Origin of the sequence: Chitinophaga varians, assembly GCF_012641275.1 — a bacterium.
Lineage (GTDB): Bacteria > Bacteroidota > Bacteroidia > Chitinophagales > Chitinophagaceae > Chitinophaga > Chitinophaga varians_A.
Genome location: NZ_JABAIA010000002.1, coordinates 1314418 through 1329518, shown reverse-complemented (window position 1 = coordinate 1329518; position 15101 = coordinate 1314418). Strand labels below are relative to the sequence as shown.

Annotated in this window: 9 protein-coding genes and 1 riboswitch; of the genes, 6 read left to right on the top strand and 3 right to left on the bottom strand. The window is 50.6% G+C overall.

Going from position 1 to position 15101, the window contains the following annotated elements; all coding sequences use genetic code 11:
• Positions 1-35: 35 nt before the first annotated feature.
• Together HGH92_RS19965 and HGH92_RS19960 are read right to left on the bottom strand one after the other, a co-directional pair.
• The gene (locus tag HGH92_RS19965) at positions 36-1892 is read right to left on the bottom strand and encodes a WG repeat-containing protein (RefSeq protein ID WP_168872516.1); all 1857 of its coding nucleotides are present in this window, start codon (positions 1890-1892) and stop codon (positions 36-38) included.
• Positions 1893-2207: 315 nt separating this feature from the next.
• Positions 2208-2633: a BrxA/BrxB family bacilliredoxin gene (locus HGH92_RS19960; RefSeq protein ID WP_168872515.1), complete on the bottom strand. Its 426-nt coding sequence runs from the start codon at positions 2631-2633 to the stop codon at positions 2208-2210.
• Positions 2634-2853: 220 nt separating this feature from the next.
• A riboswitch (cobalamin riboswitch) is annotated at positions 2854-3036 on the top strand.
• A gap of 164 nt (positions 3037-3200) precedes the next feature.
• Here HGH92_RS19960 and metE point away from each other — a divergent pair.
• The 3 genes from metE to HGH92_RS19945 all read left to right on the top strand — a co-directional run bounded on the left by metE (position 3201) and on the right by HGH92_RS19945 (position 8705).
• On the top strand, positions 3201-5525 hold the full coding sequence (metE, locus tag HGH92_RS19955) for a 5-methyltetrahydropteroyltriglutamate--homocysteine S-methyltransferase (protein ID WP_168872514.1): 2325 nt from the start codon (positions 3201-3203) through the stop codon (positions 5523-5525).
• 203 nt (positions 5526-5728) lie between these two features.
• Positions 5729-6115 (top strand): VOC family protein, encoded by a 387-nt coding sequence (locus HGH92_RS19950; RefSeq protein ID WP_168872513.1) that lies wholly within the window; start codon positions 5729-5731, stop codon positions 6113-6115.
• Between the two features lie 139 nt (positions 6116-6254).
• Positions 6255-8705, top strand: coding sequence for a TonB-dependent receptor (locus tag HGH92_RS19945; protein ID WP_168872512.1), 2451 nt, complete (start codon positions 6255-6257; stop codon positions 8703-8705).
• Positions 8706-8766: 61 nt separating this feature from the next.
• Here HGH92_RS19945 and HGH92_RS19940 read toward each other — a convergent pair whose 3' ends face one another.
• Positions 8767-9666: a Nif3-like dinuclear metal center hexameric protein gene (locus tag HGH92_RS19940; protein ID WP_168872511.1), complete on the bottom strand. Its 900-nt coding sequence runs from the start codon at positions 9664-9666 to the stop codon at positions 8767-8769.
• Positions 9667-9930: 264 nt separating this feature from the next.
• Here HGH92_RS19940 and HGH92_RS19935 point away from each other — a divergent pair, with 264 nt between their 5' ends.
• The 3 genes from HGH92_RS19935 to HGH92_RS19925 all read left to right on the top strand — a co-directional run bounded on the left by HGH92_RS19935 (position 9931) and on the right by HGH92_RS19925 (position 15094).
• A complete protein-coding gene (locus HGH92_RS19935) occupies positions 9931-10500 on the top strand; it encodes an RNA polymerase sigma-70 factor (protein ID WP_168872510.1) in 570 nt (189 codons plus the stop codon).
• Positions 10501-10637: 137 nt separating this feature from the next.
• Positions 10638-11627, top strand: coding sequence for a FecR family protein (locus HGH92_RS19930; protein ID WP_168872509.1), 990 nt, complete (start codon positions 10638-10640; stop codon positions 11625-11627).
• A gap of 47 nt (positions 11628-11674) precedes the next feature.
• Entirely contained in the window at positions 11675-15094 is a 3420-nt protein-coding gene (locus tag HGH92_RS19925) for a SusC/RagA family TonB-linked outer membrane protein (RefSeq protein WP_168872508.1), read from the top strand.
• The last annotated feature ends 7 nt before the right edge of the window (positions 15095-15101 follow it).

Sequence of the window (15101 nt, the reverse complement as noted above, 5' to 3'; positions counted from 1 at the left end):
TGTAACCCGTTTTCCTGTTATGGTAAAATATATTATTACATCTGCTTGCCCCACGCATCGAATTTTTTTCCCTGCATGGTGTATATCCTCGATGTTCCTTCTCCGTCGGTATCATTGTCAGAGGAAGGTGCGAACGGCACTACCACAGCACCGGAAGTATTGATCAGCGCCACTTCTTCCACATCATTGTTCGTACGGATGACCTGCGAAAGGCCCAGGTTGAAGTCTGTGGCCATTTTGTATTCAAACGGAATGGCCACCTTGCCCTGTGGGTCCAGGAAGCCGTATTTACCATCCGCATTGGTCACCATAGCGAGACCCTCACTAAATGGCCGCATGTTGTAATAACCTTTCAGATTAATCACTTTAACGCCCTGTGGATTGATAAAGTAGCTGTTGCCCCCTTTGTCAGTTACCAGCAACAACCCGTTGGTGAACACACCGGAGGTCACATACGGGCCGGCCACAGCTTTGCCGGTTTGATCGTAGATAGTGGTAACGCCAGCCAGCGGGCCGTCTTCTTCTGATTTATTGGCGAATATCAGCTTAGTGGCAGGATCAATGGTGATGTCCACAAACTCCATCGGCAGCACCATTTGCCCGGCGGCGTTCATCACACCAAATATCCTGTCGTTGATCCTGTTGGGAGAGGCTTTCACGAGGTCAGCCGACAGGGTTTCCACATGTTCTTTAATGGGCACCAGCTGTTTGGCGGCTGTGTCCAGCCGGTAATACTGATACGCGGGCGCTTTGCCGTTGGCAAAGAACCAGGGCGTGATCTGGCGCAGCTCTTCATAGTTGTACGGAATAGCTATTTTGCCTGTGGCGGCGGATATAAATCCAAATTTATCGCTGCCGGCCTCTGCTACCATCATCAAGCCGGTATGGTTAGGCTCCAGGTTGCGCAAGACCAGGGTTTTCTTTCCTTCTTTGGTGCCGTCCTGGATATGTACTTTGATCCTGGCAACGTTCCCTTTGAAGTAGGCGTCCACGTAGCCTTTGTCCACATCGTCAAAAGGTGTTTCAGACGGCATCTTGTCCAGGATGTCTTTCTGCAGGGCGGCTATGTCTTTATAGGCGCCTTTCTCCAGGTTCTTCAACAGCCCTTCCACGACCTTCCTGTAGTCTTTCAGCATGCCTGCGATGTTCTCACCGCCTTCCGGCGCTCTGAGATAGCTGGTGCGGTCCAGCTGTTTACCATCTTTATTAAATGCTTCTATTTCGAGGTAACCTTTATAGGCTTCCTTTTCCAGAGAAACACGGACAAAGTTGTCCTGAATGCGCTCCAGTTTCACAGGCGTACCTTTAAAGTCGCCCTTGTCATGTTTATCATCCAGCTGAATAACAGCGGTTTTCACCGGATAGCTGTAGGTGGCCTCTGCCAGAACGCTATCGATCGTTTTCAGGGAATTTACCCGGTGAGACTCACTCAGGTCGAGCTTCTCAGATTGTTTGCTTCCGTCGTGGAAGTATATTTCCTTCGTAATAAAAACAGGTGTCTCAGTTGCGCTTCTCCTCATAGAAGGGCCGTCCGGTTCCAGCTGGCTGTAGCCGTTGCTATACTTCTGGTTGAAGCCTGCGTCGCTGAGGGCGAGCTGATAGGCCGCTTCCATCCGGGCCGGATCGGTGATAGAAAAAGGCGAGCCTTCCTTTTCGTCTTCCGGCTTAAAGTGCTGCGGTTTATCTTCGTTCTTGAAATTGCCCATGAATTTGATGAAAGCGCCTACTTTCTCATTTTCCTCTTCCAGCTGTGCTTTCGCTTCTGCCAGGCTTTTGCCGTCTAATTGTTTTACAAAGTCTGCTACAAACTGTGACGGCTGGTGACTTTTACAGGCCTGCACCGCCAGCATAACTGCTACGCATGTACTAAATCGGTTGGTGGTTCTCCTCATTGATCGTTATTAATAATTAAATATTGGGGGAATTGGATATAACAAACCCTTACGGGGGCGAAAAATAGTAAAAAAATGCTAACTGCCAAAAAAGCAACCACTTAGGCTTTTCCGGATTATGTACCGGAATGCACTAACATTATGCCGTCGCCGGTATCACTTCTTACCCCAGGCTCCTCTCCATTGAAGACGACCGTACCCGCCAATGCATGCAATAGCTGCTGCTGCTGATCAAAACAGTTTTATCGCCCTTTATCTGCATAAAAAAGCCGGGGGACACCCGGCCTTTATTTACGCTGTAATTTATACTGCCATTTATACGGCAAGATATTCCTCCAGAACACTCTTCACATCATTGGCAACATCGTTCACCTCTCTGCTCTCAATTCTGAATTTCGGCAGGAAATAAATCAACTCCTTGTCCTTGAACAGCGCGATAGATGGTGATGAAGGAGGAATGTCCGGTATGTAACTACGGAAACGCGCAGTCGCTTCCATGTCCTGACCGGCAAAGACCGTCACTATACGGTCCGGCTTTTTAATACTGTTGTCTTCCATGATTTTCCTGATAGCAGGGCGGGCTACACCGGCAGCACAACCGCAGATGCTGTTGATGATCACCATTGTTGTTCCATCCTGGGCCATCGCTTTGTCTACATCCGCCGGCGTAAGCATTTCCTTTACGCCCAGGTCGGTCAGCTCATCTTTAAATGGCTTAATTAATAAAGGGGAATAAGGCATGATAATGTATTTGAGGGTTAGAAATGGGTAATCATATCACATTCTATAACACCACAACGTTTCAAAATGTTACCGGCAGATACAGCTTTTTTCTGACAGAGGCAGCTTTAAAAACCATTTAATACATTGAAAACCAGCAACAAAAAGCACCTTACAAAAACCGTTTGGCTTTTATCTGGCGAATTGTATACTTTCGCAGGCACAATCAGTTCTTACTTTATTTCTTATCAGCCGGAGAGGTTTTACTTCACGTAAATTAATAGGGAATTGTGTGTAAATCACAAGCTGTCCCGCAACTGTAAGTAACTTAAAGGTTTTGCCACAATGATGTCCACTGCCGCAAGGTGGGAAGGACGGCAAAATGTTACAAGCCAGGAGACCTGCCTAACCGGATTTGACAATGCTTTCGCGGATTGAAGTAATGTCGGATGATTTTCTCTGTGTACCTATGGGCATCCTGTGCCCTGCAGGGAGATCGTTTATGCTTCTCCGTCATTCCCCTTCCGCGAAACATCGTGAAATTCAGCAAAGAACTTTTAATTGATTTCATCATTTTAAAAGTTTCAGATGCGCACACACAATCTTGGCTACCCGAGGATAGGCAGCCGGCGTGAACTCAAAAAATCCTGCGAAGCTTACTGGGCAGGCAAACAGACACTGTCTGAATTATTAGCCACAGGGCAAGGCATTCGCCAAAAGAACTGGCAGCTTCAACAGGATGCCGGTATTGACCTCGTCCCATGCAACGACTTTTCCTTTTATGACCAGGTGCTGGACATGAGCCTGATGCTGGGCGCTATTCCAACGCGTTACATCCCCCTGATCACCGAGCGGCAATTGTCCGCCACCGACCTGATGTTTGCCATGGCAAGGGGTTATCAGCAGGACGGTTACGACATCACTGCCATGGAGATGACCAAATGGTTTGATACCAACTACCACTACATCGTCCCGGAATTCACGGCAGCACAGCAATTTGCACTCTTCTCTGAAAAAGCCATCGATGAGTTTAAAGAGGCCAGGCAGCAGCAGATCAATGCCAAACCGGTATTGCTTGGTCCTGTTTCATACCTGTTACTGGGCAAGGAAAAAGAACAACACTTCTCCCGTATTGAACTGATAGACCGCTTGCTGCCAGTGTATCTGCAGATCATCGGTAAACTGTATGATGCCGGCGCACGGACCATCCAGCTGGACGAGCCTTGCCTTTCCCTCAATCTGGCAGAAAAAGAAAGACAGGTGTTCAGCAGTGCCTATCACAACATAAAAGCGGCTTTCCCCGACCTGCATATCATATTGGCAAGCTATTTTGAATGTTATGGTGATAATCTTCCTACAGTCCTTCAACTGCCTGTTGACATCCTGCACCTTGATCTGGTGAGATGTCCGAGCCAACTGGGGGATATCCTTGCGTCCCCGTTACTGTCCGATACGATGCAACTGTCACTGGGACTGGTAGACGGAAGGAATATCTGGATCAATGACTACCGTCATTCCCTGTCACAGATATCGCAAGCCAGCAGTAAGCTCGGGGCCGGCAGGATATGGATCGCCCCTTCCTGTTCCCTGCTGCACTCCCCTTGTGACCTCAGCCTGGAGAGCCAGGAAAATACCCTGACGCCAGAAATCAAACAGTGGCTGGCCTTCGCCAAACAGAAAATCGAGGAAGTGGTAACATTACGGCAGTTGGCCTCCGCATCACCGGCAGCAGCCGCAACAGCCGGGCTGGAAGCAAATATCAGGGCTATAGAAAGCAGGAAAACATCTCCCCTGGTCCACGACCACAACGTAAAACAACGCACCGCTAAAATAACAGATGCCGATGCCCGCCGGCAGCACATCTTTGCAGAACGCAGGATACAGCAGCGGGCCGCGTTAAAACTGCCGCTGTTTCCCACTACCACCATCGGCTCTTTCCCACAGACCAAAGAAATACGCACCTGGCGCGCCGCACTCAAAAAACAGGAAATCACCCCGGAGCAGTACGATGCCCTGCTGAAAACAGAGACAGAGAAAGCTATCCGCTGGCAGGAAGAAATTGGCATCGATGTGCTGGTACATGGTGAATTTGAGCGTAACGATATGGTGGAATACTTCGGAGAACAGCTGTCAGGCTTCGTTTTCACAGAGAACGGCTGGGTGCAGAGTTATGGCTCCCGCTGTGTGAAACCACCGATCATCTATGGTGACGTACACCGCGAAACACCCATGACCGTGTACTGGTCCAGCTACGCCCAGTCGCTGACCCACAAACTGGTGAAAGGCATGCTGACCGGCCCGGTGACCATTCTTCAATGGAGTTTTGTCCGTAATGACCAGCCCCGCAGTGAAACCTGCACGCAGATTGCCTTAGCGATCAGGGATGAGGTGACAGACCTGGAAAAAGCCGGCATCAGGGTGATACAGATCGATGAACCGGCCATCCGCGAAGGACTGCCGTTAAGAAAAGAAAACTGGCAGGAGTATCTCCAGTGGGCCGTGCGCGCGTTTCGTATAGCCGCCAGCGGTGTAAAAGATGAAACACAGGTGCACACGCATATGTGTTATTCAGAGTTCAATGATATCATTCAACATATTGCCGATATGGATGCCGACGTGATCACCATCGAGTGTTCCCGTTCGCAGATGGAGCTGCTGGACGCATTCGCCGCCTTCCGCTATCCAAACGAGATCGGGCCCGGCGTATATGACATCCACTCTCCGCGGGTGCCTGCGGTAGATGAAATGACCGCGCTCATGGAAAAAGCCAGGGCTGTTATCCCGGCAGACCAGCTGTGGGTAAACCCCGACTGCGGCCTGAAGACACGTCACTGGGACGAAACACGGAAAGCGCTGATTGCCATGGTGGCCACGGCGCACGAGCTGCGCAAAACAGTAACAGCAGCAGTGTAACTTATGTTTTCATTTACTACCAGTTAACAACAAAGGACCGCTTTAGAGTGGTCCTTTTGTTTTGCGCTACACCGGACTCAGCATTCATGCAACCAGTCGGAAACAACCCGAAAAAGGTCGCAAAACACCACCCTTACGGATAAACTGATGGGCTATCTTTGAAGCTCGTTCAACAAAAAACATTTACCTTAAATCCATTAGTTATGAAACCAAAAAAAATCTGGGCCAATTTCGGCGTTCAGGATTTAGACCGGACCACAGCCTTCTATAAAGAACTTGGCTTTAAACACAATGGCGCATCAGATCAACTGACCAGCTTCTTCTTCGGCGATGACAATTTTGTGATCCATTTCTTTTTGAAGGATGTACTGGAACCTGCCATGAAGGGACCTATCATTGACACCAAAGCAGGGAATGAAATTATATTCACCATTTCCGCTGGTAGCAGAGACGAGGTAGACAGCTGGGAAAAAGAAATACGGCAGGCCGGCGGCACCATCGTCTCCCCGCCGGAAGCATTTGGACAGGGTTACTACGGTTTCGTGTTTGCCGACCCAGATGGTCATAAATTCAATGTGTTCCTTATGTAGGCAGCTATGCAACAGTGTTTCTCCCGGATTCTTTACCCGGGAGAAACAGGATTAATTTCCTGATCGCGTAAATTATTTTTCCTGATCCGACATCAACCGGCGGCCGGCAGTTCCCATTTTTGTGAAAAATTACAAAAGTATGGAACGCCGCTATGGCATTATATCTACGATAGTCACACAAGTATTGCTGCTATTATTTGTATTGCATGCATCTGCCCATGATCCGGAAACAGAAAAGACAGGCGGAATACGCGGTAAAGTACTCACTTCCGACGCACGCCCCGCAGCGGAAGTAATGATCGTGCTGGCAGAAGCCAATATCACCACCACTACCCAGACAGACGGTTCTTTTGCATTCCGCCACGTAACACCCGGCAACTATCACCTGCTGGTATCCGTGGCCGGTTACAGCACCATTACCAGGGAGGTGACGGTAGAACAAGGCAAGACCGCTACTGTTTCCCTTACGCTGGAAGCCTCCAGCAAGGCTTTGCAGGAGGTAGTCGTTACCGGCAGTCACCATAAACTATCCCGTAGCAACACCTATGATGTCGCTAAAATACCGCTTAAAAATATAGAGAACCCGCAGGTATATACCACAATCACGAAGGACCTGTTACAACAACAACAGGTATTTTCCGTAGATGATGCCATGCAAAACGCCACCGGCGTTACCAAGATGTGGGACGCCACCGGCCGCGGCGGCGATGGCGGCGGCTATTACAGCATGCGTGGTTTTGTAGTACAGAGCCAGCTGCGCAACGGTATAGCCGGCAACGTTACCTCCCGCATTGACGCCTCCAACCTGGAAAGGATTGAAGTCATCAAAGGGCCTTCGGCCACCCTGTTTGGCAGCACGCTGACCAGCTACGGCGGATTGATCAACCGCGTCACTAAAAAGCCGTATGATCATTTTGGCGGCGAAGTGGGCTTTGCGGCAGGCAGCTTCGGCTTCAACCGCTTCAGCGCCGATATCAACACACCCCTCGATAAAAACCGGGACGTGCTGATGCGCGTAAACGCCGCCTATAACTACGAAGGCTCCTTCCAGGACTACGGCTTCAGCAGAAACGTGGCCATAGCCCCCAGCCTTAGTTACCGTGTGAATGACCGCCTCTCCTTCAACTTCGACGCCGAATATATGGCCGGCCAGAACACCGGCCTCAGTGCGTTCTTTTTTTCTTCCGGACAACCCATCGCCAAACTGGGCACCAACCGGGCCGACGAGCTGAACATCGACTACAAACGCGCCTATGCGATGAATGACCTGTACCAGACATCCCGCAACACCAATTTATTCGGACAGATGACTTACCGCCTCTCTTCACAATGGAGCATGCAAACAAATGTTACGTCTACCAGCAGCTATTCTGACGGGCCTTCGCCCTATTTTTACCTGCTCACAGACGCAGAAGTGAAGAACGACCCCAACGCCACAGGCAACGGTTACATCTCCCGTAACGACCAGTTTACCAACAACAGCCACGATAACGTGATAGAAATACAACACAACTTCAACGGCGACTTTAACATCGGCAGCCTGAGAAACCGTTTCGTGGGCGGGATTGACTTTTTCCATCATAACTCCAACCAGTTCTTCGGCGGCAATACCTACGATACCATCTATGCAAAAGGCGATATCCCCACCTACCGGGATTTCAACCGCAGGAACCTGGACAAAGTATACGACACCAAAGGACTGGCGTTCACTTTCCCTTCACATTATATCGTGAACACTTACAGCGCCTACGTTTCCGACGTGCTGAACATTACCGACAACCTGCTGGTACAAGCCGGCCTGCGGATAGATTACTTCGACAACAAAGGAAATTACAACGACGTCAGTGGAAAATACGAGAACGGCTATACGCAAACGGCACTGTCTCCTAAGTTTGGTATCGTATATCAACCGGTAAAAGACAAGGTATCTCTCTTTGCCAACTATCAGAACGGGTTCACCAATAAGCCCACTTCCAACCCTTCCGGCAAACCTTTCAAACCGGAGCAGGCCAACCAGCTGGAAGGCGGCGTGAAGGTATCACTGCTCAACGATATGATCACCGGTACCATCAGCTATTATGATATCCAGGTGAAAGACATTATCCGCCCGAGCAATGTCCCCAACGTATCTATCCAGGACGGGACACAGTACAGCAAAGGCGTGGAAGTGGAAATCATTGCACATCCCGCACGCGGACTGGACGTGGTGGCAGGTTATGCCTATAATGACGCCAAATACGAAAAGACGGAGAAAAACCTGGAGGGACTGCGTCCGGCAACCGCCGGCTCCCCTACTGTGGCCAACCTGTGGGTGAGCTACCGCATTCAGCAGGGCGCTGTAAAAGGTCTGGGCTTCGGTGTAGGCGGCAACTACGCCAGCGATAACAAAGTGGTGAACGACAGGGCGCTGGGATATTTTTACCTGCCGGCATATACGGTCCTCAACGGCAGTATCTTCTACGAGAACGACCGTTTCCGTTTTGGCGTCAAATTAAATAACATCACCAACAAAGAATACTGGATCGGTTATTCTACCGTGAACCCGCAGAAGACGCGGAACTTCAGCGGCAGCATAGCTTTCAAATTCTGATGCCAGCCATTTGACCTGTATTGCCTTCGGCCGCGTTTAGCAGCTGAAGGCAAATTTATTTTCAGGCAAAAGATAAAGAACTGCCCGGATGAACGTGGGTGGCCTTCACCCCGGGGAAATGCTGTTTCATCCAGTCGGCCATAAAAATGGAACCCGGCTCTTCGCTGGCGATATGCCCCATCAGCACCAGTGACAACTTATCCCCTTTGGCGCGGGCGTCGCGCACGTATTCCGCCGTTTCCCATTCCGAGATTTCACCGCAGCAAACCACGTCAGGTTTGTATTTGCCGATCGCTTCTATCTGCGTTTTGCCGCCGTAGGCGCCCGGCAGCACCAGTATTTTCTGGCAACGCTGTTGCAGGTCGCCCACATAACGCATGGCCGGCACGTTCAGCTTCTTTTTAAAGAACGCTATCAGGCTTCCCAGCGACTGTGGGGCGGACAGGTGGTATACAGGTTCCCCTTTTACGGCCAGCTGCTGCCAGCCTAAAGCATCTTCGAGCCCTTTGCTGACCCCATCGGGGCGTATGGAATGTACGTAGTCATGATTGCGCCATACCGCAATCCCGTGTTTATCCAGCAAGTCTTTTTTATATTGATAGACATCATCCTGTTGCAGCCAGCTGACGTCATCGAGGTGATTATAAAAGGTAGGTTCATGGGCGATGATGAAATTGGCTTTCAGATCGATTGCTTTTCTGATGACCTCGATAGTAGCGAACATGGTAGTGACGACGCCCGTCACCTTTGTATCGCGGGAGCCGGCTTTCAGCGTATCCACCGTATTGGGAATAGCGCCGGAAGGTATTTGTGCAATAAAGGCATCGATGATCTGTCCTACGGTAGGAGGTTCCACAGCAAAAGTCCAGCCTTTGAGGGGACTGGCCGCCAGTACGGCTGATCCTGCGAAGACGGCGCCGGATGAAAGGAACATTCTCCGGCTGATTCCAGTTGATTTCATAACGCTGTCGTTTGGACTTAAAATAGCCAAAAAATGCCGCCCAACAAAGCTCCCCGGTGAGAATGCCCGGCCACAAGATAAAAAGGGGCGGATAAATTTTTCCCGGCAGATTATTCTTTTTTATACTAACTTGATCCCCGGTTAATTCTCCAAAAGCCAGGAAGCACCGAAAAATCACCAGAATCGCAGTAAACGTTTTGATTTTTTTATTGATCCTTAATATTCCGGTAATAAATAGTTCTGATTTTTGTAACTCATATTGTCATGAGTCAACTTGGAGTGGAATGTATATCTAAAATAAAAGATGGGGATGCTATCGCGTTTCAGGAGCTGTTCTATGCCTACAAGGACGCTCTTTTCGGATATGCCTGTAAGTTATGCCGCTCGCCCGAAATGGCCGAAGAGGCAGTACAGGAGGTATTCATGAAAATATGGATCAACCGGCAACAGCTCGACCCGTCCCTTTCTATCCGGGCCTATCTGCATACGGCCGTCAGGCACTGTATTTTCAATATTCTGAAGAAAGCCGCGCTGGATGCAAATCTCCGTCAGTCGGTATTCCATCACCAGCCCCTTGCCGCCAATACCACCGAAGACGCCGTGTATGCCGCAGACCTGCAGCGGGTAAAAAGCAGGGTGCTGGACATGCTGCCCCCACAACGTAAGCTCATCTTCTGCCTCAGCCGGATAGAAGGCCTGTCCCACGAGGAAATAGCCCTCCGTCTGGGCATCTCCAAAAACACGGTCAAAGACCAGATTGTAAAAGCCAGCCGTTTTCTGCGCCAGCAGATAGAACATTTGGCTATCTTTTTATTTGTTTATTTTTTCCTTTGATTGACGGATTTTCAGATTTCCTGATGTTAGCGTTTCAGAAAAGGGAGCATCCAATAGCCAAATAAAAAATAAAAAAATTTCCCTGTCGGATCGTCCTTTCCTTTTTTTCAATTGTATCATATAATAAAGCATACCGAATGTACCCGGACCCGGCATATATAAAAGCGTTGTTTATTAAGCATGCGAATGGTTCTATTACTCCACAGGAAACGGCCGAGCTGATCGCGTTTCTTCAGCAGGAAGATAATGAAGACCTGTTACCGCTGCCTGATGAGATAGCTGATATACCGGCCCCTGCTATGGACAACGCAGCTACCGCGCGGGTGTTGCAGCAGCTTGCTGCCGTAACAGCTCCCGCAGCACAGCCGGCACGACGCCGCAACTTACTGCGCAGGGTCATTACCGTTAGCGCCGCCGCAGCGGCCGTGGCCGCGGCAGTAGTGCTGTTGTACCGTCCCGGTGGACAAAAACCTGCGCTGGCGACCGTGGCCACCGGTTACGGCAGTATGAAAAAAGTAACGCTGCCCGATGGCACGACCGTCACCCTGAACGCCAACTCCACGTTGCAATACGACAGTACCGGATGGCAACCAGGCTCCCGGGAAGTATGGATAAACGGCCAGGCTTTCTTTGAAGTAGCACCCGATGCAGCCGGAAAATTTATGGTGCATGCAGGTGATAAACTGGCCGTACAGGTACTGGGCACCCGCTTTAATGTAGCCGCCCGGACCAAAGGCGTACAGGTGGTGCTGAACAGCGGCAAAGTAAAAGTAGGCCTGCCTGATAACAACAACGAACACACGCTGGTGCTGCAGCCGGGAGAAATGGCATATTACAATGCCGGTGACGGCCAACTGTCACGGCAACACGCAGATACCCTGCAGCTGACTTCCTGGAAAGACAATCAGAAAGTCTTCCGGGACGCCACACTGGCTGATATAGCCGCCTTTATTGAAGAACAATTTGGCGCAAAGGTCACCTTTGCCGCACCACAACTGTCGCATTTACAATTTACCGGCACCACGCCCGTCAACGATTTGGACGTGCTGCTGAATATTCTTACCAAATCACTTGATATCAGGATCGATAAACACAACAACCAGGTAACGATGATGCTGGCCAGATGATCGTTACCGCCTAAACGAACCCGGGACTTTTATTAAAACGCATTGTTATGCAACGAAAACTACTTATACATCATAAGGTAGTAGGGATCTTATTGTGCCTGATGCCCGCTGTGCCATTTACCACGCAAGCACAGGACGTCGCAGCAAAAGGAACCGTCAGACTCGCACGCGAAACCTATCTGTTGTCTGAGGTATTCCCTGTACTGGAAAATACACATAAAGTCAAATTCAGCTACAACAGCGCTATCCTCGCCGGTAAATCCGTCAGCGCGCAACAGTTCCGGAAAATGGAACAGGCGGACGTCGCCACCGGCCTGCCTGTCCTGTTGCGCCCTTACGGCCTCACCTGTGAGCCGATACAAGGCAACTACTACGCGGTAAAACCACTGCCATTTAACGGTTACGCCCAAACGCAGGTGACCGTAAAAGGTGTGGTCACCGATGCCAAAGACAACAGCCCGCTGCCCGGCGCTATCATCTCCGTAAAAGGAAAAACAAAGGGGGCCAACACCAACGCGACAGGCCACTACACCCTCGCCGGTGTGGAAGAAGGCGATATACTGCGCTTTTCCCTGGTGGGTTACAAACCACAGGAAATACCGGTGAACGGCCGCACGCAGATCGATATCTCCCTGCAACAGGACGTAGCCGGACTAAGTGAAGTGGTGGTGACCGCCCTCGGCATCCAGAAAGAAAAGAAATCGCTGGGCTATGCGGTACAAAGCGTCAAAGGCGACAACATGACAAAAGCCCGGGAACCAAACCTGATAGGCTCTCTTACCGGTCGTGTAGCCGGTCTCGTGATACGCAACTCCACCGATATGTTCCGCGATGCCAGCATACAGCTGCGCGGCCAGAAACCGCTGATCGTGATCGACGGTATCCCGGACCAGACAGCCGATATGTGGAAAGTGAACCCTGATGACGTAGAAAGCATCAACGTGCTCAAAGGCACTTCCGCCTCTGCCTTGTACGGTTCCATCGGCCAGTTCGGCGCACTGATGATCACCACCAAGAGAGGCAAGGGAAAAGAACTGTCAGTTGATGTGAACTCCTCTACCATGTTCCAGCCTTCTTTTATCCGTATCCCTGACGTGCAGACCACCTATGGCAACGGCGCCAAAGGCAAATACGCCTACGTGGACGGCTCCGGTGGCGGCACCGAAGGCTCCGGCTGGATATGGGGCCCCAAGCTGGACCAGAAAGATCCTTCCACGCCAAGCGGCTACTGGGAAACACCACAGTATAACAGCCCCGTAGACCCGGCCACCGGTAAACTGGTGCCCCTCCCCTTCGTCTCCCGCGGACGCAACAACGTACACAATTTCTTCCGGACAGGTGTTATTTCCACCAATAGCCTGAGCATCACCCAATCCAGCGACAAAGGCAATTTCAGGGCTTCCGCCTCACACATCTATCAGCTGGGCGTAGTACCCAATACACAACTCAATAACAGCTCCTTCAGCATCGCCGGTAACTATAACCTCACCGACAGGCTGAATGTAGACGCCCGTATCACCTATAACCGCCAGTACTCCGACAACTATCCGACTGTCGGTTACGGTCCTACGAACTACCTGTACAACCTCGTACTGTGGACCGGCTCCGACGTGGATATCCGCGACCTGCGCAATTACTGGGAACCGGGAAAGGAAAAACTGCAACAACGCAACTACAACACCTCCTGGTACAACAACCCCTATTTCCAGGCGTATGAACTGCTGACAGGCTATTATAAGAACAACACCTTCGGTTCCATGACGCTGGATTACAAGATCAACCGCGATTTCAGCGTAAAACTGCGGTCCGGCGTCAACGCCTTCGGACTGGTAGAAGATACAAAGGAACCGGCCAGCTACATCGGCTACAGCAGCAAGTCCCGCGGCAACTACGTGTCCCGCGCCCAAAACTACTTCGATATCGTGACAGACCTGATCGGCCGCTATGAACATTCCTTCAGCAAAAACTTCGCTGTACATGCCGAAGTGGGCGGTTCCAATTACTACCGCAACGACAAATACCAACGCAGCACCACCGACGGCCTTACCATCCCGGGCTTTTATAACCTGTCCAATTCCGCCAATCCCATCCTGGGCACCAACTTCATCGAAGAAAGAAGGACCAGCAGCATCTATGGTTTTGTGGACCTGGAGTTTATGCATGCTTTTTATCTGTCGCTTACCGGTCGCAATGACAAGATCTCTACCCTGCCTATCAACAACAATTCCTTCTTCTATCCTTCCGTATCAGGATCGGTGGTATTGTCTGAGCTGATGAAAATGCCGAAATGGGTCTCCTACCTGAAAGCCAGAGGCTCCTGGTCGCAGGTGTCCAGTGGCGTGCTCGCCACTGTGGCCAACGATTATACCTACTCGCACCTGTCTACCTACGACAAGGGCATCAAATGGAATGGCGTGCCTTCACTGAACTTCAGCGATATGCTGCGTAATCCCAATATACACCCGCAAACCACCAGCGCCTGGGAAACCGGCGTGGAAACCAAACTGTTTGATAATCGTTTAGGCCTCGATGTTACCTACTACCGTGCCCGCGACTATAACAATATCGTGAAACTGCCCGTAGCCATCAGCAGTGGTTATGGTTCCTACCTGGTGAACGGCAACCAGTTCCTGCGTACCGGCTGGGAGTTCATGCTTACCGGAACGCCTGTACGTAATACAGGTTTCCGTTGGGACGTGATGGTGAACTTCAGCAAATACAAAAGAGTATTAAAGGAGATCTATGGCGGCGCTGCCGAACTGGATAAAATCAGGGTAGGCGAACGCATGGACCGTATATTCGACAACGTATATGAGCATGACCCGTCAGGCAATATCGTATATGAAAGCAACGGTTTCCCCAAGAGCGATCCTTACAAGCGTTACATCGGCAATTCCGATCCGGACTGGACGTACGGCATGGAAAACACGTTCCGCTACAAACAGTTTACGCTGCGCTTCCTGGTGGACGGCCGTATCGGCGGGCTGATATACTCCACTACCAACGCCAAAATGTGGTGGGGCGGCACGCATCCCGGCACCGTCAATTCCTTCCGGGATGATGCCAACGCCGGTAAAAACACCTATGTAGGCCCCGGCGTGATTGTTACCTCCGGAGACATCCAGTACGACGCGGACGGCAATATCATCTCCGACAGCCGCAAGTTCGCCCCCAATACCAAAGCAGTGAACTATATCGACTATATGATCAACACCAGCAACAATGCCAACACCAACAACAACTACTACTCCCAGACTTTTCTGAAGCTGCGTGAAGTGAACTTCACCTGGCAGCTGCCCGGTAAATGGATGAGCAGAACGTTTATCAGAGACGCCTCTGTATCGCTTGTTGGCCGCAACCTGTTGTTGTTCTCCAAATTACCCAACGTTGATCCGGACACCGGGAAAGATGATTTACAGACACCATCATCCCGCAGCATGGGCTTCAACCTGAATTTAAAGTTCTAATCACAGA

Excerpts from the sequence above, each read along its gene's own strand:
- HGH92_RS19965 (WP_168872516.1), bottom strand. The coding sequence starts at position 1,892 with ATGAGGAGAACCACCAACCGATTTAGTACATGCGTAGCAGTTATGCTG.
- HGH92_RS19940 (WP_168872511.1), bottom strand. The coding sequence starts at position 9,666 with ATGAAATCAACTGGAATCAGCCGGAGAATGTTCCTTTCATCCGGCGCC.
- HGH92_RS19930 (WP_168872509.1), top strand. The coding sequence starts at position 10,638 with ATGTACCCGGACCCGGCATATATAAAAGCGTTGTTTATTAAGCATGCG.
- HGH92_RS19925 (WP_168872508.1), top strand. The coding sequence starts at position 11,675 with ATGCAACGAAAACTACTTATACATCATAAGGTAGTAGGGATCTTATTG.
- HGH92_RS19945 (WP_168872512.1), top strand. The coding sequence starts at position 6,255 with ATGGAACGCCGCTATGGCATTATATCTACGATAGTCACACAAGTATTG.
- metE (WP_168872514.1), top strand. The coding sequence starts at position 3,201 with ATGCGCACACACAATCTTGGCTACCCGAGGATAGGCAGCCGGCGTGAA.
- HGH92_RS19950 (WP_168872513.1), top strand. The coding sequence starts at position 5,729 with ATGAAACCAAAAAAAATCTGGGCCAATTTCGGCGTTCAGGATTTAGAC.
- HGH92_RS19960 (WP_168872515.1), bottom strand. The coding sequence starts at position 2,633 with ATGCCTTATTCCCCTTTATTAATTAAGCCATTTAAAGATGAGCTGACC.
- HGH92_RS19935 (WP_168872510.1), top strand. The coding sequence starts at position 9,931 with ATGAGTCAACTTGGAGTGGAATGTATATCTAAAATAAAAGATGGGGAT.